Source organism: Rhodoferax sp. (assembly GCF_023700745.1).
Classification (GTDB): Bacteria; Pseudomonadota; Gammaproteobacteria; order Burkholderiales; family Burkholderiaceae_C; genus Rhodoferax.
The window spans coordinates 39,295-66,006 of the sequence record NZ_JAMPYG010000002.1 but is presented as its reverse complement, the minus strand read 5'-3'; the positions used below and the strand labels follow the sequence as shown (position 1 = coordinate 66,006).

The 26,712-nt window shown below is 61.3% G+C and carries 18 protein-coding genes; 11 read left to right on the top strand and 7 right to left on the bottom strand.

The window, feature by feature from the left end; translation table 11 throughout:
- The first annotated feature begins 54 nt into the window (after positions 1 to 54).
- Both NDJ10_RS02385 and fdhF read left to right on the top strand, forming a co-directional pair.
- Complete coding sequence (locus NDJ10_RS02385) at positions 55 to 1,827, top strand: NADH-ubiquinone oxidoreductase-F iron-sulfur binding region domain-containing protein (RefSeq protein WP_296159494.1); 1,773 nt, start codon at positions 55 to 57, stop codon at positions 1,825 to 1,827.
- Positions 1,824 to 4,649, top strand: a complete 2,826-nt coding sequence (gene fdhF / locus NDJ10_RS02380) for a formate dehydrogenase subunit alpha (protein WP_296159493.1) — start codon at positions 1,824 to 1,826, stop codon at positions 4,647 to 4,649. The genes NDJ10_RS02385 and fdhF overlap by 4 nt, the downstream gene beginning before the upstream one ends.
- A 56-nt stretch (positions 4,650 to 4,705) precedes the next feature.
- On the opposite strand, the gene fabG is transcribed toward fdhF, so the two are convergent.
- From fabG to purB, 3 genes are all read right to left on the bottom strand, one after another.
- A complete protein-coding gene (gene fabG / locus NDJ10_RS02375) occupies positions 4,706 to 5,452 on the bottom strand; it encodes a 3-oxoacyl-ACP reductase FabG (RefSeq protein ID WP_296159492.1) in 747 nt (248 codons plus the stop codon).
- 75 nt (positions 5,453 to 5,527) lie between these two features.
- Positions 5,528 to 6,088, bottom strand: coding sequence for a YaeQ family protein (locus NDJ10_RS02370; protein WP_296159491.1), 561 nt, complete (start codon positions 6,086 to 6,088; stop codon positions 5,528 to 5,530).
- Positions 6,089 to 6,101: 13 nt separating this feature from the next.
- The gene (gene purB / locus NDJ10_RS02365; RefSeq protein WP_296159490.1) at positions 6,102 to 7,481 is read right to left on the bottom strand and encodes an adenylosuccinate lyase; all 1,380 of its coding nucleotides are present in this window, start codon (positions 7,479 to 7,481) and stop codon (positions 6,102 to 6,104) included.
- A gap of 114 nt (positions 7,482 to 7,595) precedes the next feature.
- Between purB and NDJ10_RS02360 the strand changes: the two genes are divergently transcribed.
- Entirely contained in the window at positions 7,596 to 8,210 is a 615-nt protein-coding gene (locus NDJ10_RS02360) for a glutathione S-transferase N-terminal domain-containing protein (protein WP_296159805.1), read from the top strand.
- A 388-nt stretch (positions 8,211 to 8,598) separates the two neighbouring features.
- Positions 8,599 to 9,093: an adenylyltransferase/cytidyltransferase family protein gene (locus NDJ10_RS02355; protein ID WP_296159489.1), complete on the top strand. Its 495-nt coding sequence runs from the start codon at positions 8,599 to 8,601 to the stop codon at positions 9,091 to 9,093.
- Between the two features lie 34 nt (positions 9,094 to 9,127).
- Here NDJ10_RS02355 and NDJ10_RS02350 read toward each other — a convergent pair whose 3' ends face one another.
- Positions 9,128 to 9,589, bottom strand: coding sequence for a cytochrome c (locus NDJ10_RS02350; protein ID WP_296159488.1), 462 nt, complete (start codon positions 9,587 to 9,589; stop codon positions 9,128 to 9,130).
- A 15-nt stretch (positions 9,590 to 9,604) separates the two neighbouring features.
- Positions 9,605 to 12,313, bottom strand: a complete 2,709-nt coding sequence (gene glnE, locus NDJ10_RS02345) for a bifunctional [glutamate--ammonia ligase]-adenylyl-L-tyrosine phosphorylase/[glutamate--ammonia-ligase] adenylyltransferase (protein WP_296159487.1) — start codon at positions 12,311 to 12,313, stop codon at positions 9,605 to 9,607.
- A gap of 32 nt (positions 12,314 to 12,345) precedes the next feature.
- Between glnE and NDJ10_RS02340 the strand changes: the two genes are divergently transcribed.
- From NDJ10_RS02340 to NDJ10_RS02310, 7 genes are all read left to right on the top strand, one after another.
- The gene (locus NDJ10_RS02340) at positions 12,346 to 16,407 is read left to right on the top strand and encodes a YhdP family protein (protein WP_296159485.1); all 4,062 of its coding nucleotides are present in this window, start codon (positions 12,346 to 12,348) and stop codon (positions 16,405 to 16,407) included.
- The gene (locus tag NDJ10_RS02335; RefSeq protein ID WP_296159484.1) at positions 16,404 to 17,243 is read left to right on the top strand and encodes a carbon-nitrogen hydrolase family protein; all 840 of its coding nucleotides are present in this window, start codon (positions 16,404 to 16,406) and stop codon (positions 17,241 to 17,243) included. The genes NDJ10_RS02340 and NDJ10_RS02335 overlap by 4 nt, the downstream gene beginning before the upstream one ends.
- Entirely contained in the window at positions 17,243 to 18,418 is a 1,176-nt protein-coding gene (locus NDJ10_RS02330) for an MltA domain-containing protein (protein ID WP_296159483.1), read from the top strand. The genes NDJ10_RS02335 and NDJ10_RS02330 overlap by 1 nt, the downstream gene beginning before the upstream one ends.
- A gap of 240 nt (positions 18,419 to 18,658) precedes the next feature.
- Positions 18,659 to 18,991, top strand: a complete 333-nt coding sequence (yajC, locus tag NDJ10_RS02325) for a preprotein translocase subunit YajC (protein WP_296159482.1) — start codon at positions 18,659 to 18,661, stop codon at positions 18,989 to 18,991.
- A gap of 63 nt (positions 18,992 to 19,054) precedes the next feature.
- Positions 19,055 to 20,938, top strand: a complete 1,884-nt coding sequence (secD, locus tag NDJ10_RS02320) for a protein translocase subunit SecD (protein WP_296159481.1) — start codon at positions 19,055 to 19,057, stop codon at positions 20,936 to 20,938.
- A 10-nt stretch (positions 20,939 to 20,948) separates the two neighbouring features.
- Positions 20,949 to 21,905 (top strand): protein translocase subunit SecF, encoded by a 957-nt coding sequence (gene secF, locus NDJ10_RS02315; RefSeq protein WP_296159480.1) that lies wholly within the window; start codon positions 20,949 to 20,951, stop codon positions 21,903 to 21,905.
- A gap of 11 nt (positions 21,906 to 21,916) precedes the next feature.
- The gene (locus NDJ10_RS02310; RefSeq protein WP_296159479.1) at positions 21,917 to 24,214 is read left to right on the top strand and encodes a DUF1631 family protein; all 2,298 of its coding nucleotides are present in this window, start codon (positions 21,917 to 21,919) and stop codon (positions 24,212 to 24,214) included.
- Positions 24,215 to 24,220: 6 nt separating this feature from the next.
- On the opposite strand, the gene dprA is transcribed toward NDJ10_RS02310, so the two are convergent.
- Together dprA and NDJ10_RS02300 are read right to left on the bottom strand one after the other, a co-directional pair.
- Complete coding sequence (gene dprA / locus NDJ10_RS02305; RefSeq protein ID WP_296159477.1) at positions 24,221 to 25,414, bottom strand: DNA-processing protein DprA; 1,194 nt, start codon at positions 25,412 to 25,414, stop codon at positions 24,221 to 24,223.
- Positions 25,415 to 25,434: 20 nt separating this feature from the next.
- A complete protein-coding gene (locus tag NDJ10_RS02300; RefSeq protein WP_296159476.1) occupies positions 25,435 to 26,649 on the bottom strand; it encodes a LysM peptidoglycan-binding domain-containing protein in 1,215 nt (404 codons plus the stop codon).
- Between the last annotated feature and the right edge of the window lie 63 nt (positions 26,650 to 26,712).

The following is a 26,712-nucleotide window of genomic DNA, read 5'->3' as shown; positions in this document are numbered from 1 at the left end:
GGATTGCATGCCTGTCGCACAATGGCCCTCGTCCATGATCTTTAAGCCCGCACCATGAAACTTGCTGCAACGTCCCCCTCCGCACAGAGCCTGGTCAAGCCGGCTCGGTCGCGCGAACCCATCGGCCAACGCGCACGCCTCAAGGGACGGCAAAGCGACGCCGTCTCGCTGAATGAGCTTCGCACGCTGATCGGTGCGCCACCGACCGGTGGCCATCGGCGCGACCTGCTGATCGAACACCTGCACCAGCTCAACGATGCCTATGGTGGCCTGTTCGAACGCCACCTGGTGGCGCTGGCGCAGGACATGCGGCTGTCGATGGCCGAGGTCTACGAGGTGGCCAGCTTCTACCACCACTTCGACATCATCAAGGACGGCGAGCAGCCCGCGCGCTTGACGGTGCGCGTCTGCGATGGCCAATCCTGCGCGATGGCGGGTGCCGACAAGCTGCTGGCGCGCCTGCCCGACCTGCTGGGGCACGCCGAGGTGCGCGTCGTACGCACGCCCTGCGTGGGGCGATGCGCCCAGGCGCCGGTGGCCGTGGTGCACCAACACGCCCTGGCACCGGCCACGCCCGAAGCCGTCGTGAAGACGGTAAAGCTGGCCCTGTCCAGCACCGCTGCAGACGACCAAGCCAGCCAAGCCGATGCCAACACCACAAGCACCGCGGCCGTGACTTACGCGGACTACCGGGCGCAGGGCGGCTACGCGCTGGTCCAGGCATTGGCGCAGGGCACACTGGACGCGTCCACTGTGCTCCATGCGATGGAAGATTCCGGTCTGCGCGGGCTGGGCGGTGCCGGTTTCCCGGCCGGACGCAAATGGCGCATCGTGCGGGGTTTTGCCGCGCCACGCCTGATGGCCGTGAACATTGACGAAGGTGAGCCCGGCACCTTCAAGGACCGGCATTACCTGGAGCGCGACCCGCACCGTTTTCTGGAAGGTGTCTTGATTGCCGCCCAGGTCGTCGGCGTGCAGGCCTGTTACCTCTACCTGCGCGACGAATACCACGACGGCCGCGCCCTGCTGGCGCGCGAACTCGCCGCGCTGCAGGCCGATCCGCCGTGCGCGCTGCCGCACATCGAACTGCGCCGGGGCGCCGGCGCCTACGTCTGTGGCGAGGAGTCGGCCATGATCGAAAGCATCGAAGGCAAGCGTGGCGTGCCGCGCAAGCGCCCACCCTACATCGCAGAAAACGGTCTGTTCGGCCGCCCGACGCTGGAACACAATTTTGAGACCCTGTATTGGGTGCGCGATATTGTGGAAAAGGGCCCGCAATGGTTCAACGGATTCGGCCGCCATGGCCGACACGGCTTGCGCAGTTTCAGCGTCAGCGGGCGCGTGAACGAGCCGGGCGTCAAGCTGGCGCCGGCCGGCATCACGCTGCAGGAGCTGATTGACGAACACTGTGGCGGCATGCAAGACGGCCACACCCTGTACGCCTACCTGCCCGGCGGTGCCTCGGGTGGCATTCTGCCGGCGCGGCTGGCCAACCTGCCGCTCGACTTTGACACCCTTCAGGCGCACGGTTGCTTCATCGGCTCAGCCGCCGTGGTCGTGCTGAGCCAGCATGACCGCGCCCGTGACGCCGCCCTGAACGCCATGCGTTTCTTTGCCGATGAAAGCTGCGGCCAGTGCACGCCGTGCCGGGTCGGGACGGCGAAGGCGGCCCGGCTGATGGAAGTGGACAGCTGGGATCAGGCCACCCTGAACGACCTGTGCCAGGTGATGGCCGACGCATCGATCTGCGGCCTGGGCCAGGCCGCGCCCAACCCGGTGCGCTGTGTGCAGACCTACTTTGCCCATGAGATCGGAGACGCAGCATGAACCAGGACACGGCATCCACCGACACCGTGGTCTTCACGCTGGACGGCCAGCCGATGGTCGCGCAACCCGGTGAAACCATCTTCAAGGCCGCCCAGCGCCATGGCGTGGAGATTCCGCACCTGTGCCACCAGGACGGCTTGCGCTCTGACGGCAACTGCCGTGCCTGCGTGGTTGAAATCGAGGGCGAGCGCAGCCTGGCGCCCAGCTGCTGTCGCAGCCCGAGTGCCGGCATGGTGGTGCAGTCGCGCAGCGCGCGCGCCGTCAAAAGCCAGCAGATGGTGCTGGAGATGCTGCTGGCCGACCTGCCGGACACCGGCTACAAGCACAACGCCGCCGGCGCGTCGCAGCCGCATGGCGAACTCAGTGACTGGGCCGCACGCATGGACGTGCAGGTGCGCCCGGCATTGCGTGCGTTGCAGCGCGAGACGCCTGCGGCAGACCTGTCCCACCCGGCCATGGCCGTGCATCTGGACGCCTGCATCCAGTGCAACCGCTGCGTGCGCGCCTGCCGCGAGATCCAGGTCAATGACGTCATCGGCTACGCCCGGCGCGGCGCACACAGCCACATCAGCTTCGATCTGAACGACCCGATGGGCCTGAGCTCCTGCGTTGCTTGCGGCGAATGCGTGCAAGCCTGCCCAACTGGCGCGTTGATGCCCAAATCGCACATCGGTGCGCAGACGGTCGACCGCGAGGTCGACTCGGTCTGCCCTTTCTGCGGTGTTGGCTGCCTCGTCACCTACAAAGTCAAAGGCAACACCATCGTCGCCGTTGAGGGGCGCGATGGACCGGCCAACCAGAGCCGCCTGTGCGTCAAGGGCCGTTTTGGTTTTGACTACGCGCACAGCCCGCAGCGCCTGACCAAGCCACTGGTGCGCAAGCCCGGTGTGCCCAAGGACCCAGCCAGTCTGCAGCAACTCAAGCGTGACAGCAGCGACTGGTCAGCGGTGTTTCGCGAAGCCAGCTGGGAGGAAGCCCTGGCCTTGGCGGCTGGTCCGCTCAAGGCGCTGCGCGACACCCATGGCGCGAAGTCCTTGGCCGGCTTCGGCTCGGCCAAGGGCAGCAACGAAGAGGCTTACCTGTTTCAGAAGCTGGTGCGCACCGGTTTTGGCTCGAACAATGTTGACCATTGCACCCGGCTGTGCCATGCCTCCAGCGTGGCTGCTATGCTGGAAGGCGTTGGCTCGGGCGCGGTGACGAACCAGGTCAAGGACGTGGCGCATTCGGAATTGATTCTGGTGATCGGCTGCAACCCCAGCGCGAATCACCCGGTGGCCGCCACCTGGATCAAGAATGCCGCCAAGGCGGGTGCGCGTGTGGTGCTGGCCGACCCGCGCCGCACCGACCTGAGCCGCCATGCCTGGCGCTCGCTGCAATTCAACGCCGACACGGATGTCGCGTTGATCAATGCGCTGATCCACACCATCATCGAAGAAGGCCTGGCGGATCAGGACTTTTTGACCCGGCGTGCCAGCAACTTCGCCGCGCTGGCCGAAGCCGTCAAACCCTATAGCCCTGAGGCCATGGCGCCGATTTGCGGCATTGATGCCGGCACCGTGCGCGAAGTGGCGCGCGCTTATGCCCAGGCGCGCGGTGCCATGATTCTGTGGGGCATGGGCGTGAGCCAGCACATCCACGGCACCGACAACGTGCGCTGCCTGATTGCGTTGGCCACGGTGGCCGGGCAGATCGGCAAGCCCGGGTCCGGTTTGCATCCCTTGCGCGGCCAGAACAATGTGCAGGGCGCATCAGACGCCGGTCTGATCCCCATGATGTACCCGAACTACCAGCAGGTCGACGACCCGGCGGCGCAGGCGTGGTTTGAGCACTTCTGGGGTCAGCCGCTGGATCCCGAGCGGGGCTACACCGTGGTCGAGATCATGCACAAGACGCAGGCGCCGGACAACGACCCGCACAAGGTGCGTGGCATGTACATCATGGGCGAGAACCCGGCCATGAGCGACCCCGACCTGAACCACGCCCGCGCAGCGCTGGCGGCGCTGGAGCATCTGGTGGTGCAGGACATCTTCATGACCGAGACCGCCTGGCTCGCCGACGTGGTGCTGCCGGCCAGCGCCTGGCCCGAGAAGACCGGCTCGGTGAGCAACACCGACCGCATGGTGCAGCTTGGCCAGCAGGCGATCGTGCCGCCGGGCGAAGCCCGCGCCGACCTCTGGATTCTTCAGCAGATGGCCGCCGGCCTGGGTCTGCAGTGGGATTACCGCGGCGACTACCATGGTGTGGCCAGCGTCTACGAGGAAATGCGCCAGGCCATGCAGGCCAGCATCGGCGGCATCACCTGGGAACGCTTGCAGCGCGAGTCAAGCGTGACCTACCCCTGCCACGATGCCAGCGACCCTGGCCAGGCCACGGTGTTCCAGGACCAGGTGGCCACACCCGACGGGCGCGTGCATCTGGTGCCTGCCAGGCTGATCCACGCCGACGAACGGCCCGATGCCGACTACCCCTTCGTGCTGATCACCGGGCGCCAGTTGGAGCACTGGCACACCGGCAGCATGACACGGCGCAGCCAGGTGCTTGACGCGTTGGAGCCGGTGGCCATGGTCAGCCTGTGTGGTGCCGACCTGCAGGCCCTGGGTCTGGAGCCTGGTGCCGTGCTGACGGTGCGTTCGCGCCGCGGCCAGGTGGTGTTGCGTGTGCGCCAGGACGACGGCACGCCGCGTGGCACCGTGTTCATGCCCTTCGCCTACCACGAGGCGGCCGCCAATCTGTTGACCAATGCGGCGCTCGATCCGTTTGGACTGATTCCGGAAGTCAAGTACTGTGCCGTCGCTTTGAGCGCAGGCGGCAGCTTGGGGTAGGGTGATCCGTTGGGGTCAGAGCACGTCGCTTTGCGAGTGGTCTGACCCGCAAGGTGTCAGAGGGAAATTCCGCCGGAAACTTCGATCACTTCGCCGTTGATGTAGCTGGCTTCGTCGCTGGCCAAAAAGGCGTAGACGTTGGCAATTTCCTCGGGCTTGCCGAGGCGGCGCAAGGCGACCTTGGCACCCAGGTCCTGCAACACTTTTTCAGGCATGGCCGCCACCATCGGCGTGGTGATGAAGCCGGGTGCGACCGCGTTGGTGCGCACGCCCTTGGGGCCGAGTTCGCGGCTCCAGGTCTTGGTGAAACCGATCACGCCAAACTTGGTGGCAGCGTAGTTGGTTTGGCCAAAGTTGCCATACAGGCCAACCACCGAGCTGGCGTTCAGGATCACGCCGCTGCCCTGGGCCACCATGCCGTCGGCAACGGCTTGCGAGCAGTGGAACACGCCGCGCAGGTTCACGTCGATGACCTTGTCAAATTGCTCCAAAGTCATTTTTTGCAGGCGCGCATCCTGGGTGATGCCGGCGTTGTTGACCAGCACGTCAATGCGGCCAAATTTGGCTTTGACCTGCGCCACCACAGCATCGACCATAGCGCGCTGGGTCACGTCCATGACAAACCCTTCTGCCGTGGCACCCAGTGCCCGGCACTGCGCTACGGCCTCGTCGACACCGGCCTGCTTGACGTCGCAAATGATGACAATGGCGCCTTCTTTGGCGAACTTGAGCGCGGTGGCCAGACCGATGCCTTGAGCGGCGCCGGTGATGATGGAAACTTTGTTGGGCAGACGTGCAGACATGATGTGTTAGGTGCGTAGTGGAAGAAACAGGAACATGTTATCCCTGTGGCATTGCATGAAATTGACGCCAGTCAATTACTTCCAGCTTAGCGGTTCAATATCGACGTTAAGGGTACCGTCACCCAGCATCAGCACGCCTTCCTGCACCGTGGCTTGCAGCGTCATGCTGCGTTGCGCCATGGGGATCAGGGCCTGTGCAGCAGCCGTGGGAATGCGCCAGACGCGCAGGTTTTTGGGGCGAGCCAGCTTGTTCTCCATGCCACGCCACCAAACCTCGGCAGCCTGGCCAAAACAGTACAGCACCACCGCATCGGCCTTGCCGCAGGCCTTGAGCAGCGGCTTGTCCTCGGGCTGCCCCACTTCGATCCACAGACGCGTTTGTCCGGTGAAATCGCGCAGCAACACGTCGGGTTCGTCGGGGTCTGATAAACCGGCACCAAAAGCCAGCGTGCCATCGCCAGCGCACATGTCCTGCAATTGGTGGGCCTGCAAGGCCAGTGCGCACAGCCGGACCATCATGCGTTCGTCGGTTTCGCTGGGGTGGCGCGCCAGGGTCAGTGCATGGTCGGCGTAGTAACTGTGGTCGATGTCGGCAATTTGCAGGCTGGCTTTGAAAATGGTGGATTTGATGGCCATCAGATCGTGGCGGTCATACGCGTTTTGCCAGCTCTGCGGCTTTGCCGATGTAGCTGGCCGGGGTCATGGCCAGCAGGCGATTTTTTTCGGTTTCCGGCAGCTCAAGACCGGCAATGAAGCCCTGCATCAGCTCGCGCGTCATGGCCTCGCCCCGGGTGAATTTCTTGAGCTGCTCGTAGGGCTGCGGCAGGCCAAAGCGGCGCATCACGGTTTGGATCGGTTCGGCCAGCACTTCCCAGGAGCTGTCGAGGTCGGCGGCAATCGCCTCCTCGTTGATCTCCAGTTTGCCCAGGCCCGTGGCGAGCGACTGGTAGGCCAGCACGGCGTAACCGAGCGCCACGCCCATGTTGCGCAGCACCGTGCTGTCGGTCAGGTCGCGTTGCCAGCGGGAAATCGGCAGCTTGTCGCTCATGTGGCGCAACAGCGCATTGGCCAGGCCCAGATTGCCCTCGGCGTTTTCAAAATCAATCGGGTTGACCTTGTGCGGCATGGTGCTCGACCCCACCTCGCCATCACGCAGTTTTTGCTTGAAGTAGCCTAAAGAGACATAGCCCCAGACATCACGCGACCAGTCGATCAGGATGGTGTTGGCGCGTGCCACCGCGTCAAACAGCTCGGCCATGTAGTCGTGCGGCTCAATCTGGATGCTGTAGGGCTGGAATGTCAGGCCCAGACCGAGCGGCTCGGGACTTTCAATCACCTGGCGGCTGAAGGCTTCCCAGTCAAATTCCGGCCAGGCCGACAGGTGGGCATTGAAGTTGCCAACCGCGCCGTTCATTTTGCCCATCAGTTTGACACTGGCAATTTTGTCGCGTGCGGCCACCAGACGCACCACCACGTTGGCGATTTCCTTGCCCACCGTGGTCGGGCTGGCGGTTTGGCCGTGGGTGCGGCTGAGCATCGAAACTTCGGCGAAAGCATGTGCCATCTCGCGCAGTTTCTCAATGATGTCATCGAGCTTGGGCAGCAGCACCAGGTCACGGCCACTTTTGAGTTGCAGTGCATGGCTGGTATTGTTAATGTCTTCACTGGTGCAGCCAAAATGCACAAATTCCTGTGCGGCCACCAGTTCCGGCCGGCCTTCGAATTTGGACTTGATCCAGTATTCGACCGCCTTGACATCGTGGTTGGTGGTTTTTTCGATGGTCTTGATGGCTTGCCCATCGATTTCAGAGAAATTTTTGACCAAACCCAGCAGGTAGGTGCGCGCACCTGGCGACAGCGGTTTGAATTCCTTGAAGCCGCTGTCGCTCAGGGCAATGAACCAGGCCACTTCAACCTGCACCCTTCGGTGCATGTAGCCTTGTTCGCTCATGGCGGGGCGTAGTTTTGCGAGTTTGGCCGCATAGCGGCCGTCCAGTGGTGAAAGCGCAGAAATGGCAGAAGTAGTCATGGCCGGGATTGTAGGATGATCAAAAGCGCATCAGTGCGGATGGCCGGGCTCAGGCGGGAAACGCTGTATAAAATGCAAGCAACATAATTTTTATTGCACCTCTGTCACATGACCATGAAACTGATCGGATCCAACACCAGCCCTTATGTGCGCAAAGTACGCATCGTCATGGCCGAGAAAAAACTTGACTACGACTATGTGCTGGAAGACGTGTGGTCCGCCAATACCAACATCGCCGCTTCGAGCCCGTTGGGCAAGGTGCCTTGTCTGGTGATGGAAGCGGGTGATGTGATTTATGACTCGCGGGTCATTGTGGAATACCTGGACACCCTGTCACCGGTGGGCAAACTCATTCCTGCGGTGGGGCGCGAGCGAGCCGAGGTGAAAACCTGGGAAGCCCTGGCCGATGGCATCCTGGATGCAGCCATTTTGGCGCGACTGGAGGCCACCTGGGGTGGTCGCACGGAGGCCCAGCGCTGTCAGGCCTGGATCGATCGGCAGCTTGGCAAGGTGACGGCTGCTTTGCTGGCCATCAGCAAGGATCTGGACGACAAACCCTATTGCACAGGCGTTCATTTAAGTCTGGCCGATGTGGCGGTCGGTGTGTCGCTGGGTTATCTGGATTTTCGTTTCCCTCAATTGGCGTGGCGCGAACAGTACCCCAACCTGGTCAAGCTGCAGGACAAGCTGATGCTGCGTGCCAGCTTCATCGATACCCAGCCGGGCTGAATCGCAGGCGTCGGGGCTGGCGTGACGGGGAGCTTGCTGGTTTGGTTGCGGGTTTTACATTGACTTACATTTTTTCTGTTCTGTGATGTGCTGACTGGCGTTAAAGTTTGCCGCCATGGCAACACGCTTCAAAACCAATTTCAAGACCGCCTACCAGTGCCGGGAGTGCGGCTCCACCTGTTATCAGCCTGTGATTGACCGCGCTTCATGCGGTGCACTGCTGCCCAACGGGCAATACCGCTGTGCCGGATGCCGGACCGTTTTTACCAATCTGCAGTCGTGGTTGGCCCCGCGCCAGGCTCACTCAGGCAAGCCCCAGTCCATGCCTTCATGACAAGGCCATCGGCCTGAGCTGCCCGGGGCGTGGATGCCTGCTAGCATTCGGCCCATGTCTGAAATCCCTGTTTTTTCTGATTTGACGGCCAAGCTGTGTCATCCAGGCGATCTGGCGGCGCGCGTTGCCGCTTTGCCGCGGCCGCTGGTTTTTACCAACGGCGTGTTCGACGTGTTGCACCGGGGCCATGTGATGTACCTGGCACAAGCCCGCGCACTGGGTGCGAGCTTGCTGGTGGCGCTTAATACCGATGAATCGGCGCGACGTCTGGGCAAAGGACCGGACCGGCCGTTGAACAATGAAATGGACCGCGCCTGTGTCATCGCCGCATTGGCCAGCAGCAGTCTGGTGGCCTGGTTTGATGAAGACACGCCGTTTGAATTGATCGCCCAGGTGCGTCCCGACATTCTGGTCAAGGGCGGTGACTACGACATGGCCAAATTGCCGGAGACGGCGCTGGTGCAGTCCTGGGGTGGCCGGGCCCTGGCGTTGCCGTTTGTGGCGGGGTACTCCACCACCGCGCTGGTGAAGAAGATCCGGAATACCTGAAAAAATTCGCCGCACCGTTGGTGTTGCGGCAAGCCTATTGACGGTCGCTGCGGAACTGGTCGTGGCAGTTTTTGCAGCTTTTTTGCACGGTTTCCACACTGGCGCGGATGCTGGGCAGGTCAGCGCTGCCTGCCACCTGCACCAGGGTGTCGATGGCCGCCAGGTAGTTATCCTGCGCTTTTTTGAATTCACCGGGCTGGCTCCAGACTTCGGGCTTGGCGCGGGTCGGCGGGTAATTGCCGTCGGCGGTGAAATAAGCCCAGGGTTGGCTTGAGAGCTCTTGCAGTGCCAGGGCGCTGGCCATGAAGTCGGGCTTGACGTAATCTTGCCGATCCCGTGCCACCAGACCCATGGGTTCGAGTGTTTTGGTGAATTTCTTGAAAATGGTCTGGCGCTTGCTGACCAGTTGTTGCGGGTGGGTGTCTTTGATGCGATCGCTGCAGGCCCCCAGCAGGGCAGTGACAACGACGAGCGTGATCAGGGCAGTTTTTGGCATGTCGTCAGGCTGAGGCTAGGGGTGAGAGGGTGCAAAGACCTGGCGCCACAGGGTCAGAATGGCATCGCGCTGGACAGGCATGGCATCAGACGTGAGTTGGATCGATTCTTCGTTGAGGCGCGCCTTGTGCTGTACCTGACGCATGGCGCGGTAGGCACTGGCGGCGCCGTGCCCTACGCCTGCGGGCAGCAGGCCCAGGCTTTCAGCACGTTCCAGCAGCGCGATGTTGCCCGCGTTGGCGATCAATTCAGGGTGGGCTGCAGACTGCGACAGCACCAGGAACTGCATGACAAATTCGGCGTCGATCATGCCACCAGGGCTGTGTTTGATGTCGAATTTTCCGTTTTTGACCGGATTTGCGCTGGCCATGCGCTCACGCATGGCAACAATCTCGGCGCGCAGGCTGATCGGATCACGGGGTGCGGTGATCACCGCTTTGCGCACGGCCTCAAAACGTTCGTGCAGGGACGCATCACCGAGCACGCAGCGGGCGCGCGTCATGGCCTGGTGTTCCCAGGTCCAGGCGGTGTTGGAGCCGCGTTGTTGCTGGTAATTGGCATAAGCGGCGAAGCTGGTGATCAGCAGCCCGGCGTTGCCATTGGGGCGCAGCGCGGTGTCAATTTCGTAGAGGTCGCCTTCGCCGGTTTTGACGGTTAGCCAGTTGATGAGCTTGCGCACCAGCGCGGCATAGGCTTCCGGCGCGCCTTCATCGTCGTCGTCAAAAACAAACACAATGTCAAGATCGCTGCCGTAGCCCAGTTCCTTGCCACCCAGCTTGCCGTAGGCAATGATGCCGAACTGGGGCTGCGCGCGGTGCGCCTTTTTGAGGTGGGCCCAGCACCAGCGGGTGGTGATGCGCAGCACTGCATCGGCCAGCGCACTCAGGTCGTCGGCCACCTGCTCTACCGTGAGCTTGCCCTCCACATCCCGTGCCAGGGTGCGAAACACCTCGGCGTGGTGGCCGCGGCGCAGCAAGTTGAGCAGGGTTTCTTCGTCGTCCTCGCCGGTGCCGCTCAGGGATTTCCGGCGGTGGTCTAGTTCGGCCTCGAACTCCTGGGCGTTGAAGCGCTCCTCCATCATGGCCGGACTGGCCAGTTCGTCGATCACGCCAGGGTGCAGCAGCAAATAGCGCGCCGGCCAGCGCGCGGCACCGAGCAGGCGCAACAGCCGTTCGTGCACTTGCGGGCGCTCCAGCAGCAAGGCGAGGTAGCTTTCGCGGCGCAGCAAGGGTTCCATCCAGTCCACCAGACGCACGGCCGCTTCTTCCGTCACGCGGTCTTCGCGCACCCATTGCGCGGTGCGCCCGAGCAGGCGTTGCAGGCGCTCGCGGGCCTCGTCGCGCAGTGCCAGCACGCGCGGGTGCTGGCACCAGGATTCAAGCCGTTGGCGAAAGGTGTCGCCCAGCTGTGGCAGCAGGTCGTCAATGGTCTGGTTGCGATGGTTGGACTTGCCGTTGTTGCAGCCTTTGCATTCAGGTTCGGGGCCGCCCAGCAGTTTGTCAAATTCCTGGGCCACCAGCTCGCGATGGGCATCGAGCTGGCTCAGCAGCGCCTGCGAGGAGGCAAAACCCATGGTTTCGGCAATCCAGCCCAGGTCGTGGTCCTGCGTCGGCAGCACATGGGTTTGCTGGTCGTCCAGGTACTGGATGCGGTGTTCAATCCGGCGCAAAAAGACGTAGGCCTGGGCCAGCGCCTGGGCGGTCTGCTCCGACATCAGGTTGGCGCGCACCAGCCGCGGCAGCGCACTCAGGGTCGGGCGGGTGCGCAATTCGGGGAAGTGGCCTGCCCGCACGACTTGCAGCAGCTGCACCGTGAACTCAATCTCGCGGATGCCGCCGCGAGAGAGCTTGACATCATTGGCGCGCTCGGGGTGGCCGGTACTGCGTTTGGCGGCATGCTCGCGAATTTGCCGGTGCAGCACACGCAAGGCATTGAAAACGCTGTAGTCGAGGTAGCGTCGGAAGACAAATGGCATCACGATTTTTCTCAATGCCTGGGTGGCACCGCTGGTGACGCTCTCGAACGGTGCCACGACGCGGCTTTTGAGCCAGGCAAAGCGCTCCCATTCGCGCCCTTGCACATGCAGGTATTCCTCCAGCGCGTCGAGCGAGACCGCAGCCGGGCCGGAGTTGCCATTAGGGCGTAGGGCCAGATCGACGCGGAACACAAAACCATGCTCGGTGGTGTCGCCCACCAGCGCGTACACCGCGCGCACCACCTTGCCAAAGTATTCGTGGTTGGTGATGCGCCCGCGTCCCTGGAGATCCCCTGCCGTTTCGCCGTCTTCGTCATAGACGTAAATCAGGTCAATGTCGCTGGACACATTGAGCTCGCGCGCGCCGAGTTTGCCCATGCCCACAATCCAGACCTGGGCGCGCTGGCCTGTCGGTGTGCGTGGGGCGCCATGGGTCTGATCGAGGGCTGACTGGGCTTGTGCCTGGGCGTGGTTGAGCGCGAATTCGGCCAGCTCGGTCATGGCCTGGGTGACGCGGGCCAGTGGCAGTTGCTGTTCGCAGTCCAGACACAGCAGCCGCTCAAGCACCAGCTGGCGTGTGATGCGCAGCGCGTTGGCCATGTTGTGCCCCTGTGCCTGGAGCGCCTCAAAGGTGTTTTGCATGTGTCCCGGATCGGGCACGCCGGGGGCCAGCAGGGCTAATTCGGCTTCATATCGGCGGCGTACACGTTGGGCAAAACGGGAGTGGGTGGCCAGGAAGGGTCGGGTCATAATTCTGCTTGAGCAACTTTAATCGAATCAATGTGTCGCCCCTTCCCTCCAAACTGCTGAAAACCTGGTCGAGTCTGACGCGATGGCTGCTGGCTGCGGTGGTATTGGCGTGGCTGCTGCTCGGTCTGGCCTGGGGGGCGCTGCACTGGGTGATTGTGCCGCGAATCGGCGAATTTCGCCCGCAGCTGGAGTCGCGGGTTTCGCAGGCCCTGGGGGTAAGGGTGCGGGTGGGGGCGGTGCAAGCCCAGTCCAAGGGCATGGTGCCGTCATTTGAGTTGACCGACGTCACCCTGCTCGATGCGAAAGACCGGGTGGCCCTGCGTTTGCCGCGGATCCTGATTGCCGTATCGCCGCGTTCATTGTGGCGTTTGGGTTTTGAACAAATTTACATTGATCGGCCCGAGCTTGACATCCGGCGCGCCGCCGACGGAAAAATCACCATTGGCGGACTGGATTTTTCGAATACCCGGCAAGCCGACAGTGCGGCGCTGGACTGGTTTTTTTCGCAGCTGGAGTTTGCCATTCACGACGGCACGCTGCGCTGGACCGACGAGCAACTGGCGGGCGAGCCGCTGTTGCTGCAACAAGTGTCGGTGGTGGTGCGCAACCGTGGCCGTCACCACGACATGCGGCTGGACGCCACCCCGCCCGAGTCTCTTGGTAGCCGTTTTACTTTGCGAGGCAAGTTTTTGCAGCCCTTGTTGGCAAGCCGGAACGGTCGCTGGCAGGACTGGGAGGGGCAACTGCATGCGGCATTTGAACGCGCCGACCTGTCTGCGTTGCGCCAATACATGCCTCTGGGGGTGGACCTGACCAAGGGCCGGGGTGCGCTGCGCGCCTGGATGGACGTAGCCCAGGGCCGCATCACCCAGGTCGCAGCCGATGTGGCCCTGACAGAAGTACAGGTCGCTTTGGGGAAAGAGCTGCAGGCGCTGGCCGTACAGCGCGTGCTGGGGCGCTTGGGCGGACAGCGGTTGCCATCCGGTTTTGAGTTTTTCACCGAGTCCTTGCGGTTTGACACCCCGGATGGTCTGCACTGGCCGGGTGGCAACGTTTACCTGAGGCTGGAGCAGGCGCAAGCCGGACAGCCCGGGCGTGGCGAGTTCAAGGCCGACCGGCTTGACCTGGCAGCGCTGGCTCAAATTACCAGCCGTCTGCCGCTGGCTGCCACGGTTCGTGAGCGGCTGCAGATCTATGCGCCCAAAGGGCAGGTGGACACCGTGCAGGCCAGCTGGCAGGGAGAATTGAGCGCGCCGCAGAGCTATGCGGCCAGCGGCAGGGTCAGCCGGCTGGAATTGGCTGCCGTGGCGCCAGCGCCGGGCATCAAAGGGCTTGATATGGACTTTGATTTTGACCAGCAAGGCGGCCAAGCACGCCTTGCCTTGACGGCCGGTAGTGTCGATTTGCCGGGAATTTTTCAGGAACCGCGCATTCCCATTGAGACGCTGGCAGCCGATGCCCGCTGGCAACGGCAGGGCGATCGCATCGCGGTGCAGCTGGACAAGGTCAAGTTTGCCAATGCCGACGCCGAAGGAGAGGCCCAGATCAAATGGGAAACTGCTGACCCGGCCAAGTCGGTGTCGCGCGCGCTTTACCCGGGTGTGCTGGACTTGCAGGCCAACCTGAGCCGGGCTGAGGGCAAGCAGGTACACCGTTACCTGCCGCTGGTGATAGACCAGGCAGCGCGCGATTACGTGCGCGATGCGGTGCTGGACGGTCAGGCCTCTTCGGTGCGGTTTCAGGTCAAGGGCGAAATTGACCAGCTGCCTTTGGTTGATCCCAAAAAAGGCGCATTCAAAATCACCGCGCAGGTGACGGATGCCAAGCTGGCGTATGTACCGCCCAGCCTGCAGGATGCGACTGATTTGCCCTGGCCGGTGTTGACAGACCTGAGTGGCGAGCTGGTGATCGACCGCATGCAATTGCTGGTCAACAACGCGCGTGCCCGACTGGGGGAAGGCACGGCGCTGCAGGTGACCAAGGTAGCGGCCCGGATTGATGATTTGAACCATTCCCGGGTGTTGGTCGATGCCGACTTCAAGGGACCGTTGCCCGAACTGATGCGGCTGGTCAATACCTCACCCTTGCGCGCCATGACCGGCGCAGCGCTGGCCCGCAGCGTGGTCACCGGCAATGCCGATTACAAGCTCAGGCTGGAGTTGCCGGTTGCCAATATCAACCAGTCCAGCGTGCGCGGCAGCATCTTGCTGGCGGCTAACGATGTCCAGATCACGCCAGATAGCCCCAAGCTCACCCGGACCCGTGGCAGTGTCAACTTTTCCGAAACCGGATTCGCTTTAAGCGGTGTCCAGGCGCGCATGCTGGGGGGTGACGTGCGCCTGGAGGGTGGCTGGCTGCTGGCACCAGAATTACCCGGTACCCGGCGACCCCCGACCCTGATACGCGCCAATGGCACTGCCTCGGCCGAGGGCTTGCGTCAGGCGACTGAACTCGGCTTTGTGGCGCGCCTGGCACAGCAGGCCAGCGGCAGTGCCGCCTACACCGCCACGCTCGGCTTGCGCAGCGGGGTGTCCGAGTTGGTGGTCAACAGCAATTTGCAGGGATTGGCTTTGAGTTTGCCTGCGCCGCTGGTCAAAAGCGCCGACGCGTTGCTGCCATTGCGTCTGGAGACCGCTTTGCTGGTGGCTGCGCCAGCGCCGTTGCAAGACCGGTTGACGTTTTCTTTGGCTAACCAGCTGCATGTCATCTATGAGCGTGATGTGTCGCAGGACGCACCGCGGGTGTTGCGCGGTGCCATCGAGATAGGGCTTGATGCGCAGGAATCTGCGCCGCTGCCAATAACCGGGGTACGCGCCAACATCAGGCTGAACCATTTCAATGTCGATGCCTGGCATGAGGTTTTGACGCAGGCCACCGGGGCCCCGGTGACGGGTGCTGCGCTGGCGGCTGGCAGCACCACGGCCACCTCGTATTTGCCCGATCAGTTGGCGGTGCGTTCGGAACGCTTGACATTTGGCGGCCGGCAGTTCAATCAGGTGGTGGTTGGCGGTGGCCGTGAAGGTGCCGTCTGGCAAGCCAACCTGCAGGCCACTGAGCTCAATGGTTACCTGGAATACCGGCTGCCCAATGCGCAGGCCAGTGGTGGTAACGAGGGGCGTGTCTATGCCCGTTTGGCGCGTTTGACCATTGCCCCCAGTGTGGCGAGCGATGTGGAGGCTTTGCTGGAGGCGCAACCGGCCAGCATTCCGGCTCTTGACATTGTGGTGGATGATTTTGAGTTGCGCGGCAAGCATTTGGGCCGTCTGGAGGTGCAGGCGGTGAACCGCAGTGCCCAGACTGATGTGCGTGAATGGCGGTTGAATCAATTCAATTTGTCGACGCCAGAGGCCAGCTTCGTCGCCAGTGGCAATTGGTCTGCGCTCAATGCCCAGGCATCCGGTGCAGCCAGGGCGTTGGCAGGCAGATCGACCGGGACTCGGCGCACCGTGATGAATTTCAAGCTGGATGTCGGCGACAGTGGCGCTTTGCTGAGTCGCCTGGGCATGAAAGACGTGGTGCGGGGGGGACGTGGCAAGCTCGAAGGCCAAGTGGCCTGGATGGGGTCACCCCTGAGTCTCGATTACCCGACCCTGAGTGGTGCCGTCACGGTCAATGTGGCGTCCGGCCAGTTTCTCAAAGCCGACCCGGGTATTGCCAAGCTGCTCGGGGTGCTGAGCCTGCAGGCCTTGCCGCGTCGTTTGACGCTGGATTTCAGGGATGTTTTCAGCGAGGGGTTTGCGTTTGATTTTTTGCGCGGTGATGTGAAGATCGACCAGGGCATGGCGTTCACCAACAACCTGCAAATGAAAGGTGTCAATGCGGCGGTCTTGATGGAGGGCAGCGCCGACATAGCCCGGGAGACGCAGGACATCAAGGTGGTGGTGATCCCCGAGATCAATACGGGGACCGCGTCCCTGCTGGCCACGGCGATCAATCCGGCGGTTGGACTGGGCACTTTTCTGGCCCAGATGTTTTTGCGCCGCCCGCTGATCGAATCCGCCACCCAGGAGTTTCACATCGACGGCCCCTGGGCCAACCCTCAAATTACCAAGGTGTCGCGTTCTGCTGCGCCGATTCAGGAGATAAAACCATGAAAGTTGCCGCCATTCAAATGGTCTCGGGGTCCGATGTTTCGGCCAATCTGAACGAAGCGAAAGGGCTGCTGCAAGCGGCCGCGCTGGCGGGGGCCGAACTGGCCGTCCTGCCCGAGTATTTCTGCCTGATGGGCTGCCGTGATGCCGATAAATTGGCGATTCAGGAGCCTTTTGGGCAAGGTCCGATACAGCAGTTTTTGAGTGACACGGCGCATGAACTGGGCTTGTGGCTGGTGGGAGGAACCATGCCCATCAGTGCGTTGCCCGGCCTGTCAGACCCGGCGGCGCCTGAGGCACGGGTGTTCAACAGTTCGCTGGTCCATGCGCCCACCGGGCAATGCGTGACGCGTTACGACAAAATGCATTTGTTTCGCTTTGACAACGGCGTGGAGCGCTATGACGAATCACTGGTGCTGGCCGCTGGCCGGCAACCCGTCAGCTTCGACCTGGCCTCCTGCGATGGCCATACCTGGCGCATCGGCATGAGTGTGTGTTACGACCTGCGCTTTGCCGAGTTGTACCGGCATTACGCCCTGCTTGGAGCGCACCTGATGCTGGTGCCAAGCGCCTTCACCTACACCACCGGACACGACCATTGGGAATTGCTGTTGCGCGCCCGCGCCATTGAAAACCTGTCTTTTGTGGTGGCAGCGGCCCAAGGGGGCCTGCATGACAACCAGCGCCGCACCTGGGGCCACGTCATGCTGGTGGATCCATGGGGCAAGGTGCTGGACGAGCGCGCGCAAGGGCCGGGTGTGGTGCTGGCCGACTTGTCCTGGGATCTGATGCAGCAATGCCGCAGCCGTTTGCCAGCACTTGAACACCGCTTGCTGTGATGACGCTGCCTTTATTTTTGCGGCGGACGCTGACGGGCCTGCTGGCTGGCGTGTTGCTTGCGTGTGGTACGCCACCCCAGCCAGCGCCGGACAGCAGCACGACAGCACCTGGCGTTCTGCAAGCACCTGGCGTTCCCTTGATCCTGCCTGATACCGCAGCGTCTGTGCCAGCCCTGGTGCGTGGCAACAGCCGCTGGCAGCCGGTCGCCTGGACTGAGCTGCCGGGCTTTGAGCGCGATAAGCTTTTTGAAGCCTGGAATGCCTGGCTCAAAAGCTGCGAACGCCCGGGGCCTGTGTTTGCACCGTTGTGCCCGGAGGTGCGCCGTCTGAGCATTGGCTCCGAGGCCGAGCAGCGCCAGTGGCTGCTGGAGCGACTTCAGCCTTACCGTGTCGAGCCTTTGCAGGGGGGGCCGGTGGCAGGCTTGCTGACCGCCTATTTTGAGCCGGAACTGCAGGCCCGGCGCTTGCCAGGAGCCGGGTTTGAGGTTCCCCTGTACCAATTGCCGGCCAACCTGAAGGCGCGTCAGCCCTGGTTTTCGCGACAGGAAATGGACAGCGTTGGCATGGCGCAAGAGGCTTTGCGCGGCCGTGAAATCGTTTACCTGAACGACCCGGTGCAGGCCATGGTGCTGCAAATCCAGGGCTCGGGACGCATCCGTGTGACCGAGCCTGACGGCAGCACCCGCCTCATTCGCCTGGCCTATGCAGGCCACAACGGTCATCCTTATCAGAGCATTGGTCGCTGGCTGCTCGACCAGGGCGAGCTGCGCGATGCCTCCTGGCCCGGCATTCAGGCCTGGCTGCTGCGCAACCCGCAGCGTGTCAATGAGCTGCTATGGCGCAACCCGCGCGTGGTGTTTTTCAAGGAAGAGGCACTGGGAGAGCTGGATGCCGCCTTTGGCCCCAGGGGTGCGCAAGGCGTGCCACTGACGCCGGGGCGTTCGATTGCTGTCGATCCGCAGAGCATTCCCTATGGCACGCCGGTCTGGCTGGCCTCGCAGGGGCCGCAAATTGCCTTGCAGCGGCTGGTGCTGGCGCAGGACACGGGGAGTGCCATTCGCGGCGCGGTGCGGGCCGACTATTTTGCCGGCTGGGGAGAGTCTGCCGGTGAACTGGCCGGTCGGCTCAAGCAGCCGCTGAACTTGTGGGTGCTGTGGCCCAAGGCCGCCCGCTGAAACGGCTCGGTGGTGGTGCAAATTCCGCAGGCTATTCGGGGCTTTCGCCATGCCAACGCACGGCACTCGGAGCTGGCCATGGAAAATTGACTGCTCCTCTGGGTGTCTTGCAGACCCATGAATGACTTGGATGCACCCGGTGAGCGCCCGCATACAATGTCTGGCTGCCTGAAAAGCGCGTTTGCGCTCGCCATTTGGCATGTATTTTTTTGTTGTTGGTTTATTTATTTGGAGTTTGCTGTGTTTATTTCCTCTGCCATTGCCCAAACCGCTCCCGCTGCTGCCGCTGGTGGTGATATGCAGTCTTCGCTCATGGGCATGTTGCCTTTGGTGCTGATGTTTGTGGTCTTGTATTTCGTGATGATTCGCCCACAAATGAAAAAGGCCAAGGAGCACAAGGCGATGATTGAAGCCCTGGCCAAAGGCGATGAAGTCGCCACGGCAGGCGGCATCCTGGGCAAGGTGACCAAGCTTGGTGACAGCTTCATTGATATAGAAGTCGCTGCGGGCGTTGAAGTCCATTTGCAACGCAGCGCCGTGGTGCAGGTCTTGCCCAAGGGCAGCATCAAGTAAGCCCACTCTCCTTGCGCGCTGGCCTGTGCCGGCATTTTGCAGTTTGATGTCATAAAGGCGATCATGAATCGTTATCCGGTCTGGAAGTACGTGATCATTGTGATTGCGCTGGTGGTGGGAGGCTTGTATGCCTTGCCCAACTTTTTTGGTGAGTCGCCCGCGGTGCAGGTGTCTTCTGCCAAGCCGCTGGTCAAGGTCGACATGGGCACCTTGTCGCAGGTGGAAGCGGCGCTCAAGGTGGCGGGTATTTCGCCCGATATCGTGACGCTCGAAGGTGCTTCCGTCAAGGTCAGGCTGGTTGATACCGATACCCAGCTCAAAGCCAAGGACGCCATCCAGAAAGCCCTGGTACCCGATGCAACCAATCCTGGCTACGTGGTGGCCTTGAACCTGTTGTCCAGCTCGCCGGCCTGGTTGACCAGCCTGCATGCGTCTCCCATGTATCTGGGTCTGGACCTGCGCGGTGGCGTGCATTTCATGCTGCAGGTGGACATGGCGGCAGCGTTGACCAAGCGCGCTGAATCACTCTCGGGCGATGTGCGCACCAGTCTGCGTGAAAAAAATATTCGCCACAGTGGCATCAGCCGCAATGGGGAAACCATCGAGGTGCGCTTTCGTGATGCCGCCACGCTCGAGGCCGCCAAGGCTGTTTTTCAGGACCAGTTTGCCGACTTGCAAACCGTCGATGCGGCCGAGGGCGCCGAGTTCAAGCTGACGGCTGCCATCAAGCCGGAGGCGGCACGGCGCATCCAGGACCAGGCGCTCAAGCAAAACATCACCACCTTGCATAACCGGATCAACGAGCTTGGCGTGGCCGAACCGGTGATCCAGCAGCAGGGGCTGGACCGCATCGTGGTGCAGTTGCCAGGTGTGCAGGACACCGCCAAGGCCAAGGACATCCTGGGCCGCACGGCGACGCTGGAAGTGCGCATGGTCGATGAAAGTACCGAGGCCCGCGCTGCCGAATTGGGCAATGCGATGGTGCCGTTCGGTTCCGAGCGCTATCTGGAGCGCAATGGCCAGGCGGTCATTGTCAAGAAGCAGGTGATCCTGACCGGCGAGAACCTGACCGATGCGCAACCCGGCTTTGACAGCCAGACGCAGGAGCCCACCGTCAATCTGAACCTGGATGCCAAAGGCACGCGTATCTTTCGCGATGTGACGCGTGAAAACGTGGGCAAGCGCATGGCCATTTTGCTGTTTGAAAAAGGCAAGGGCGAAGTGGTTACGGCGCCGGTGATTCGCACTGAAATTGGCGGCGGCCGGGTGCAAATTTCAGGTCGCATGACGACCATGGAAGCCCATGACACCGCCTTGTTGTTGCGCGCCGGTTCGTTGGCGGCACCGATGGAAATCATCGAAGAAACCACCATTGGGCCAAGCCTGGGGGCAGAGAATATCGCCAAAGGGTTTTACAGTGTGGCCTGGGGTTTTGTGGCGGTGTCCCTTTTCATGTGCGTTTACTACATGCTGTTCGGGGTTTTTTCCAGTATCGCACTGGCCTTCAATCTGCTGCTGCTGGTAGCGGTCCTGTCCATGTTGCAGGCCACCCTGACGCTGCCGGGTATGGCCGCCATGGCGCTGGTACTGGGTATGGCGATTGATGCCAATGTGCTGATCAACGAGCGTATTCGCGAAGAATTGCGCGCAGGTGCTTCTGCACAAGCGGCCATCCACACGGGTTACGACCGTGCCTGGGCGACCATTTTCGACTCCAACATCACCACCCTGATCGCCGGCCTGGCTTTGCTGGCTTTTGGCTCTGGTCCGGTACGCGGCTTTGCCGTGGTGCATTGCCTGGGCATCATGACCAGCATGTTCTCCGGCGTATTTTTCTCGCGTGGCCTGGTCAACTTCTGGTACGGGCGCAAGAACCGGTTGAAGACCGTGTCGATTGGCACCATCTGGCGCCCCGACTCTGGTACCACCCTCAAGACTGGCGAATAGAAAGAAAACCATGGAATTTTTTCGGATCAAGCGTGATATCCCCTTCATGCGGCATGCGCTGGTGTTCAACCTGATCTCCGGCCTGACGTTTTTGGCGGCGGTTTTTTTCCTGTTTTCGCGTGGCTTGCACCTGTCGGTGGAATTCACCGGCGGCACCTTGCTGGAAGTGACCTATTCCCAGCCAGCTGATTTGGGCGTGGTGCGTGCCGGTGTGGCCAAGCTTGGTTTCAATGATGTCCAGGTGCAAAATTTTGGGACCGCGCGTGACGTGCTGATTCGGCTGCCTGCCCAAAAAGGCGTGAGCTCGGCCCAGCAAAGCTCTCAGGTGATGGCGGCCTTGAAAGAGCTGGATGCAACAGCCACCATGCGGCGTACCGAATTTGTGGGGCCCCAAGTGGGCGATGAGTTGGCTGCCGATGGCCTCAAGGCACTGGCTTTTGTGGTGGTCGGCATCATGATTTACCTGGCGGTGCGTTTTGAGTGGAAGTTTGCCGTGGCGGCCATCATCGCCAATATGCACGACGTCATCATTATTCTGGGCTTCTTCGCGTACTTTCAGTGGGAGTTTTCGTTGCCGGTGCTGGCCGCCGTGCTGGCCGTACTGGGCTACTCGGTGAATGAGTCGGTGGTGATTTTTGACCGGATTCGTGAGAACTTCCGCCGCTACCGCAAGATGAACACGGTGGAAATCATCAACAACGCCATCACCTCCACCATCAGCCGCACCATCATCACCCATGGTTCGACGCAGATGATGGTGTTGGCGATGCTGTTGTTTGGTGGGGCCACACTGCATTATTTTGCGTTGGCGCTGACCATTGGTATTTTGTTTGGTATCTACTCCTCCGTGTTTGTCGCCGCGGCCATTGCCATGTGGCTGGGTATCCAGCGTGAAGATCTTGTCAAGGGGGGGGTGGCGAAGAAAGACCTCGATCCGAACGACCCCAATGCGGGCGCCACAGTTTAGAGTTTTCCGCCATGGCCCCTGCGTTGTCGGTCCCTCAAAACGCATTCCTGGCGGCGCACATCCGTCAGCGTCTGGTTGATGAGGCAGTTCAGGTCCAGCCTGCTTTGCAGGCGTCGATCCGGGAACATTTGATCACTTTGCTGGACGAAGTCACGCCGATGCGCGAGCAGCAGCTGCGACGCGACACCTGGACTCTGTTCGAGCAGCAAAAAGAGCGTTGGCTGGAGGGGGCACTCACGTCCTGGCAAGCTGCCCTGAAACCGGCTGTACAGCGTCCAGTCACATCATCGCAGAGCAACCATCTGGAGTTGGTCAGTACCGAAACAGTTGAAAATCGGATGCTGGCCTCACGCATGGCCTTGTCCCTGATGGAAGTGGCCGCCAGTGAAGTCAACGATTTGCGCAAGCGGCTCAAGCACTTGGAACAGGTGCAGGAATTGTCTTCCCAGGACATTGTTCACCCTGAGGTCTTGCTGCAAGCACTGGTGGAGCAATGGGGGGCTTGTGGCCTGTCGCTGGAGTCGTGGACCTTGATTAACGAGGTGGTGCAGCACCATATCAACACGCAATGGCGACAGATTTATGCCAACTGCAATGCCGAGCTGGTGGCGCAAGGTGTGTTGCCGGTGATCGAGTTCGAGCCACGTGCCAAGCCCAGGCCGGCACCGGTCCCTTCAGCCGGCTATCCACAGCAAAACTACATCCCAGGTCATGAGGCCCCGGGTGTGGCTCCTGGTTGGCCTGCCCAGGGTGTCACTGGTGGCGCGGCCACACAAGACGATGCAGGCTGGCCTGTGCAGGCGGGAACTGGTGTCGTGCCGCCCTGGTCCGATGCGCGTGAAGTGGGGGTGCTGGACCGGGTAGGCCGCATGATGACCGGCGTGGCTCCTGTCCACAATTTCGCAGCAGCTTTTCGACAAGTTCCTTCGCAAAGTCTGATGACCGCACTGGCACAACGCCCCGTGCTGGGTGGCACTCTGGCCGGGGCTGGTTCTGCGGTATTTGGTGCGGTGTTGGTGGAGCGACTGGCTGGTGAGCTGCAACAGCAATCGGCAGAACTCAAAAATGTTGCGCAAAACGACAACGAAAAGGCCATCATTGAACTGATTGCCCTTATGTTCCAGTCGATTTTGCAGGAAGACCGGATTCCGCCCGGGATTCGGGTCTGGTTTGCCCGACTGCAAATGCCGGTGCTGGGCGTGGCTTTGGCAGAACCGGATTTTTTCAACCGGCTGGATCATCCAGCCCGCCAGTTGATTGATCACATGGGGTCTTGCGCGCTGGGTTTTGATGCCAGCGATATCAGCAGTGAAGCGCTGGAGACCGAAATCAAGCGGGTGGTCCAGGTGATCGAGCAGTATCCGGAGACCGGCGGGCGTGTTTACCAGCGCGTTTACGAAGAGTTCAAGGAATTCCTCAAGCGTTACCTGACGCAAAAAGGTTCAACCCAGAAGGTTGTGGGCGTGGCGCAACAGGTGGAGCAAAAGGAAACTCTCGCGATCCAGTGCACCATTGAACTGCGCAATCAGATCAAGAACATGCCTGTGCGCGACGAAATAAGGGACTTTTTATACAAGGTCTGGGCCGAGGTCATTGCCGTGGCCAGCATGCGCCAGGGGGGGCAACATGCGCAAACGCTGCTGTTTAAAAAAGCTGCTGTTGATTTGATCTGGGCCGCGAGTGCGAAGCCCAATCGGGCAGATCGTGCCCAGGTGATTGCAACGCTCCCCGAGTTGTTGAAGTCCTTGCGCACGGGTATGGGTGTGCTTGGTCTGAGTCCCGAGGTTCAGGATGGACATTTGAAGGTGATCAGCGACATCCTGGCCGATGCGTTCATGTCCAAGACGCAAGCCATCGAGATGGATCAAATTCAGGCACTGGCCGAAAGGCTGGTCAACCTGGAGGACTATTTCACCGATGATGGTGCTGAAGAACTGCCGCTCGACACCCAGAGCATCGAAGACTTGCTGGGCATTGATGCCTCAGAGCTGGACGTGGTCACCAGTGGCGGCGTCGAGCCCAGTCCGGTCATGATGGTCTGGGCACAAAACCTGAGTCTGGGTGCCTGGTTCACCCTCGACTATCTTGAGCAGTCGGTTCAGGTGCAATACATGTGGCGCAGTCCGATCGGGCATTTGCATCTGTTTGCGTCGGTGGTCGGGCGCAGCTACCTGATTCAGTCGGTGCGGTTGGCGGCTTACCTCGAAGCGGGTTTGCTGGCACCGCAGGAGGAGGTTTCCCTGACGGTGCGCGCCACCCGTTCAGCGATGGCCAAACTGGAAGCCCATCCCGAGCTCTTGTTGGGCTAAATTTTTTCAGGCGGCAGACAAGCGCTGAAACAAACCGCCTGGCAAGCGTGCCACCAGACCCTTGATCTCCAGTGTCATCAATTGGGCCTGCAGGTCAGCCGTTACCAGTTGGGTTCGTCCTTGCAGCGCATCAAGCCCGACGGGATCAAAACCGAGGGCTTGCAGCAACAGGGCATCAACGTCTGTCGTACGCTTGTCGTCCGGGGTGTCTGCAGACATCAGGGCAGCCTCTGCCGTCACAGACAGGGCACTGAAGCCCTGCAGCTCTTCCAACACATCTTGTGCTGTTTCGACCAGTTTGGCGCCTTGCTTGATCAGTGCGTGGCAGCCACGCGATTGCGCAGCATGAATTGAGCCAGGAATGGCAAATACATCTTTGCCCTGTTCGGCCGTGAGTCGGGCGGTAATGAGTGAGCCTGATTGCAGGGCAGCTTCCACCACCAGCGTGCCCCGCGCCAGTCCGGCAATGAGCCGGTTGCGCTTGGGAAAGTTGGCATTCAAGGGCGGTGTGCCCAGCGGGTATTCGCTCAGCAGCAAACCATGTTGTGCAATCCGGTGTGCCAGGCCATGATGTGCCTTTGGGTATACCCGGTCCAGGCCGGTGCCGATCACTGCGATCGTTGCTGGCAGATCGGTGGCATCCTCGGTCAAACCTTCCAATGCGCCCGCATGGGCAGCACCATCAACCCCGAGAGCCAGGCCGCTCACCACTGTCAATCCGGCTTGCACCATGGTTTTGGCAAACTGCCTGGCATTGGCTGCACCTTGTGGTGTCGGGTTGCGACTGCCGACGATGGCCAGACAGCGCTGCGAGGTGACCGACCAAGGTGCAGATGTTGCCCTTTTTTCATCAAAGCTGGCGACGCCCAGCAGATACAGCATCAAGGGTGGATCATCGAGGTCGAGCAGCGCTTGCGGGTAACCAGTGTCGCCCAAGGTAAGCACCTGGCGCCGGCAGCCGTTGACTTCGGTCTGGTTCAGCCAGGCCCAGGTCGTTTCCAACAGCTCGGGCAATGCCGCAGGTTCGGTGCGCAGGGACTGGGTCTGGACGGGCGTTGCGACTTGGCGCAAGGCCGGGGCGGTTTGTTCAAAAATGGCCTGGGGCATACCAAAGCATCCCAGCAACTTGCGCGCTGTGACGTTGCCGATGCCCGGGCTCAAGCTCAGCCGTAACCAGGCCTTGAGTTCATCGCGCTCCATGGCGACACAAGAGGTGGAGATCAGCGCGGGTTGATGAGCCGATCACCCACCTTGACACCTTGGGTGATGTCGAGCACCAGGGCATAAGACACTTTTTCAAAGGTACGAAACACCATCAACAAGCCGTTGCGCTCATCGGGAAGTTTGAGTTGTGTTGGCTTGGTGTCGGTCTTGTCCAGCAGACGTGCACCGTCTGTCATGATGGCCAGCACATGGCCTGACTCGATGCCGTCACGGCTGCCCCGGTTGATGCTGACCACCTGGTTCTGGGCTGCGTTCACCACGGCGCTGCCATAAATGGAAACAATGCGCGCCTCAACCGGGTCTGTGGGCGCATGGGGGACATAGCTTTGCAGTTGTAGTGGTGGCTCGGGTAACAAACGGTCACCGACGCGCATTTCTTCCTTGGCAACGACGATGTCGATGGTCGCCGGAACGATGTCCGTTTGGGCCTTGCCATCGGCGTCAACACTGCTCTGAGTGGTTTCGCTGCGCGCCAATAGTGCCTTGCCAACGTATTGGGCTTCGTAGCCTAGCACTTCACCGCTGACGGGGTCTTTCAGGGGGGTGGCGTTGCGAAACACCCGAAATGCCTTCTGTTGTTTGGCTGGATCATCTTGCAGCTCGAAACCAGCGTTGCCGCGGGCATAGGCCCGGTCACCGCGCGTGAGCAGCACCCGGCTGTCTTGCGCGGCCACAATGCGCGCTGCAGCGCTCAGGCCCAGTTCGTCCACAATCATGGGCTCGGCCAGAAAGGGCTCGATCAGATGACTTTTCAGGGTGGGCAGGGCACTGACGTTTAAATTTTCCATGCGCGTGCGTGGCGATAAACGGACGGTCGGCAAGTCGGCGCCAGCGTCAGTGCCTGCCCGCAGACTTAACCGAGCCCGGCCGCTGCTGGTGTCCAGGAACAGGATCTGCCCCGGATAAATCAGGTGCGGATTTTTGATGTCGGACAGATTCATGCCCCACAGTTCGGGCCAACGCCAGGGATTTTTCAGAAACAGGCCAGAGATCGCCCAGAGCGTATCGCCAGACTTCACGGTATAGCTTTGCGGCGCATTGGGGCTTAATTCACTCAGGGCGACGCCACTTTGGGCGACCTGAGTGGCCGTTGTGCGTTGCTGTTCGGTAATTGGGAAGTTCTGTGACAACACCGGAACAGCCAGCAAGCTGCAGGCAAGTGCGGTCCAGGTCAGTTTGTTGGAAACGGTGTCAAAAAGTGTTTTGGCCATGGTGTTTTCAATTCTATTCAATCGCTTTTGATTGTGCGCCCAAGCCCTTGCTGGAACAACGAT

Excerpts from the sequence above, each read along its gene's own strand:
- NDJ10_RS02385 (WP_296159494.1), top strand. The coding sequence starts at position 55 with ATGAAACTTGCTGCAACGTCCCCCTCCGCACAGAGCCTGGTCAAGCCG.
- fdhF (WP_296159493.1), top strand. The coding sequence starts at position 1,824 with ATGAACCAGGACACGGCATCCACCGACACCGTGGTCTTCACGCTGGAC.
- fabG (WP_296159492.1), bottom strand. The coding sequence starts at position 5,452 with ATGTCTGCACGTCTGCCCAACAAAGTTTCCATCATCACCGGCGCCGCT.
- NDJ10_RS02370 (WP_296159491.1), bottom strand. The coding sequence starts at position 6,088 with ATGGCCATCAAATCCACCATTTTCAAAGCCAGCCTGCAAATTGCCGAC.
- purB (WP_296159490.1), bottom strand. The coding sequence starts at position 7,481 with ATGACTACTTCTGCCATTTCTGCGCTTTCACCACTGGACGGCCGCTAT.
- NDJ10_RS02360 (WP_296159805.1), top strand. The coding sequence starts at position 7,596 with ATGAAACTGATCGGATCCAACACCAGCCCTTATGTGCGCAAAGTACGC.
- NDJ10_RS02355 (WP_296159489.1), top strand. The coding sequence starts at position 8,599 with ATGTCTGAAATCCCTGTTTTTTCTGATTTGACGGCCAAGCTGTGTCAT.
- NDJ10_RS02350 (WP_296159488.1), bottom strand. The coding sequence starts at position 9,589 with ATGCCAAAAACTGCCCTGATCACGCTCGTCGTTGTCACTGCCCTGCTG.
- glnE (WP_296159487.1), bottom strand. The coding sequence starts at position 12,313 with ATGACCCGACCCTTCCTGGCCACCCACTCCCGTTTTGCCCAACGTGTA.
- NDJ10_RS02335 (WP_296159484.1), top strand. The coding sequence starts at position 16,404 with ATGAAAGTTGCCGCCATTCAAATGGTCTCGGGGTCCGATGTTTCGGCC.
- NDJ10_RS02330 (WP_296159483.1), top strand. The coding sequence starts at position 17,243 with ATGACGCTGCCTTTATTTTTGCGGCGGACGCTGACGGGCCTGCTGGCT.
- secD (WP_296159481.1), top strand. The coding sequence starts at position 19,055 with ATGAATCGTTATCCGGTCTGGAAGTACGTGATCATTGTGATTGCGCTG.
- secF (WP_296159480.1), top strand. The coding sequence starts at position 20,949 with ATGGAATTTTTTCGGATCAAGCGTGATATCCCCTTCATGCGGCATGCG.
- NDJ10_RS02310 (WP_296159479.1), top strand. The coding sequence starts at position 21,917 with ATGGCCCCTGCGTTGTCGGTCCCTCAAAACGCATTCCTGGCGGCGCAC.
- dprA (WP_296159477.1), bottom strand. The coding sequence starts at position 25,414 with ATGGAGCGCGATGAACTCAAGGCCTGGTTACGGCTGAGCTTGAGCCCG.
- NDJ10_RS02300 (WP_296159476.1), bottom strand. The coding sequence starts at position 26,649 with ATGGCCAAAACACTTTTTGACACCGTTTCCAACAAACTGACCTGGACC.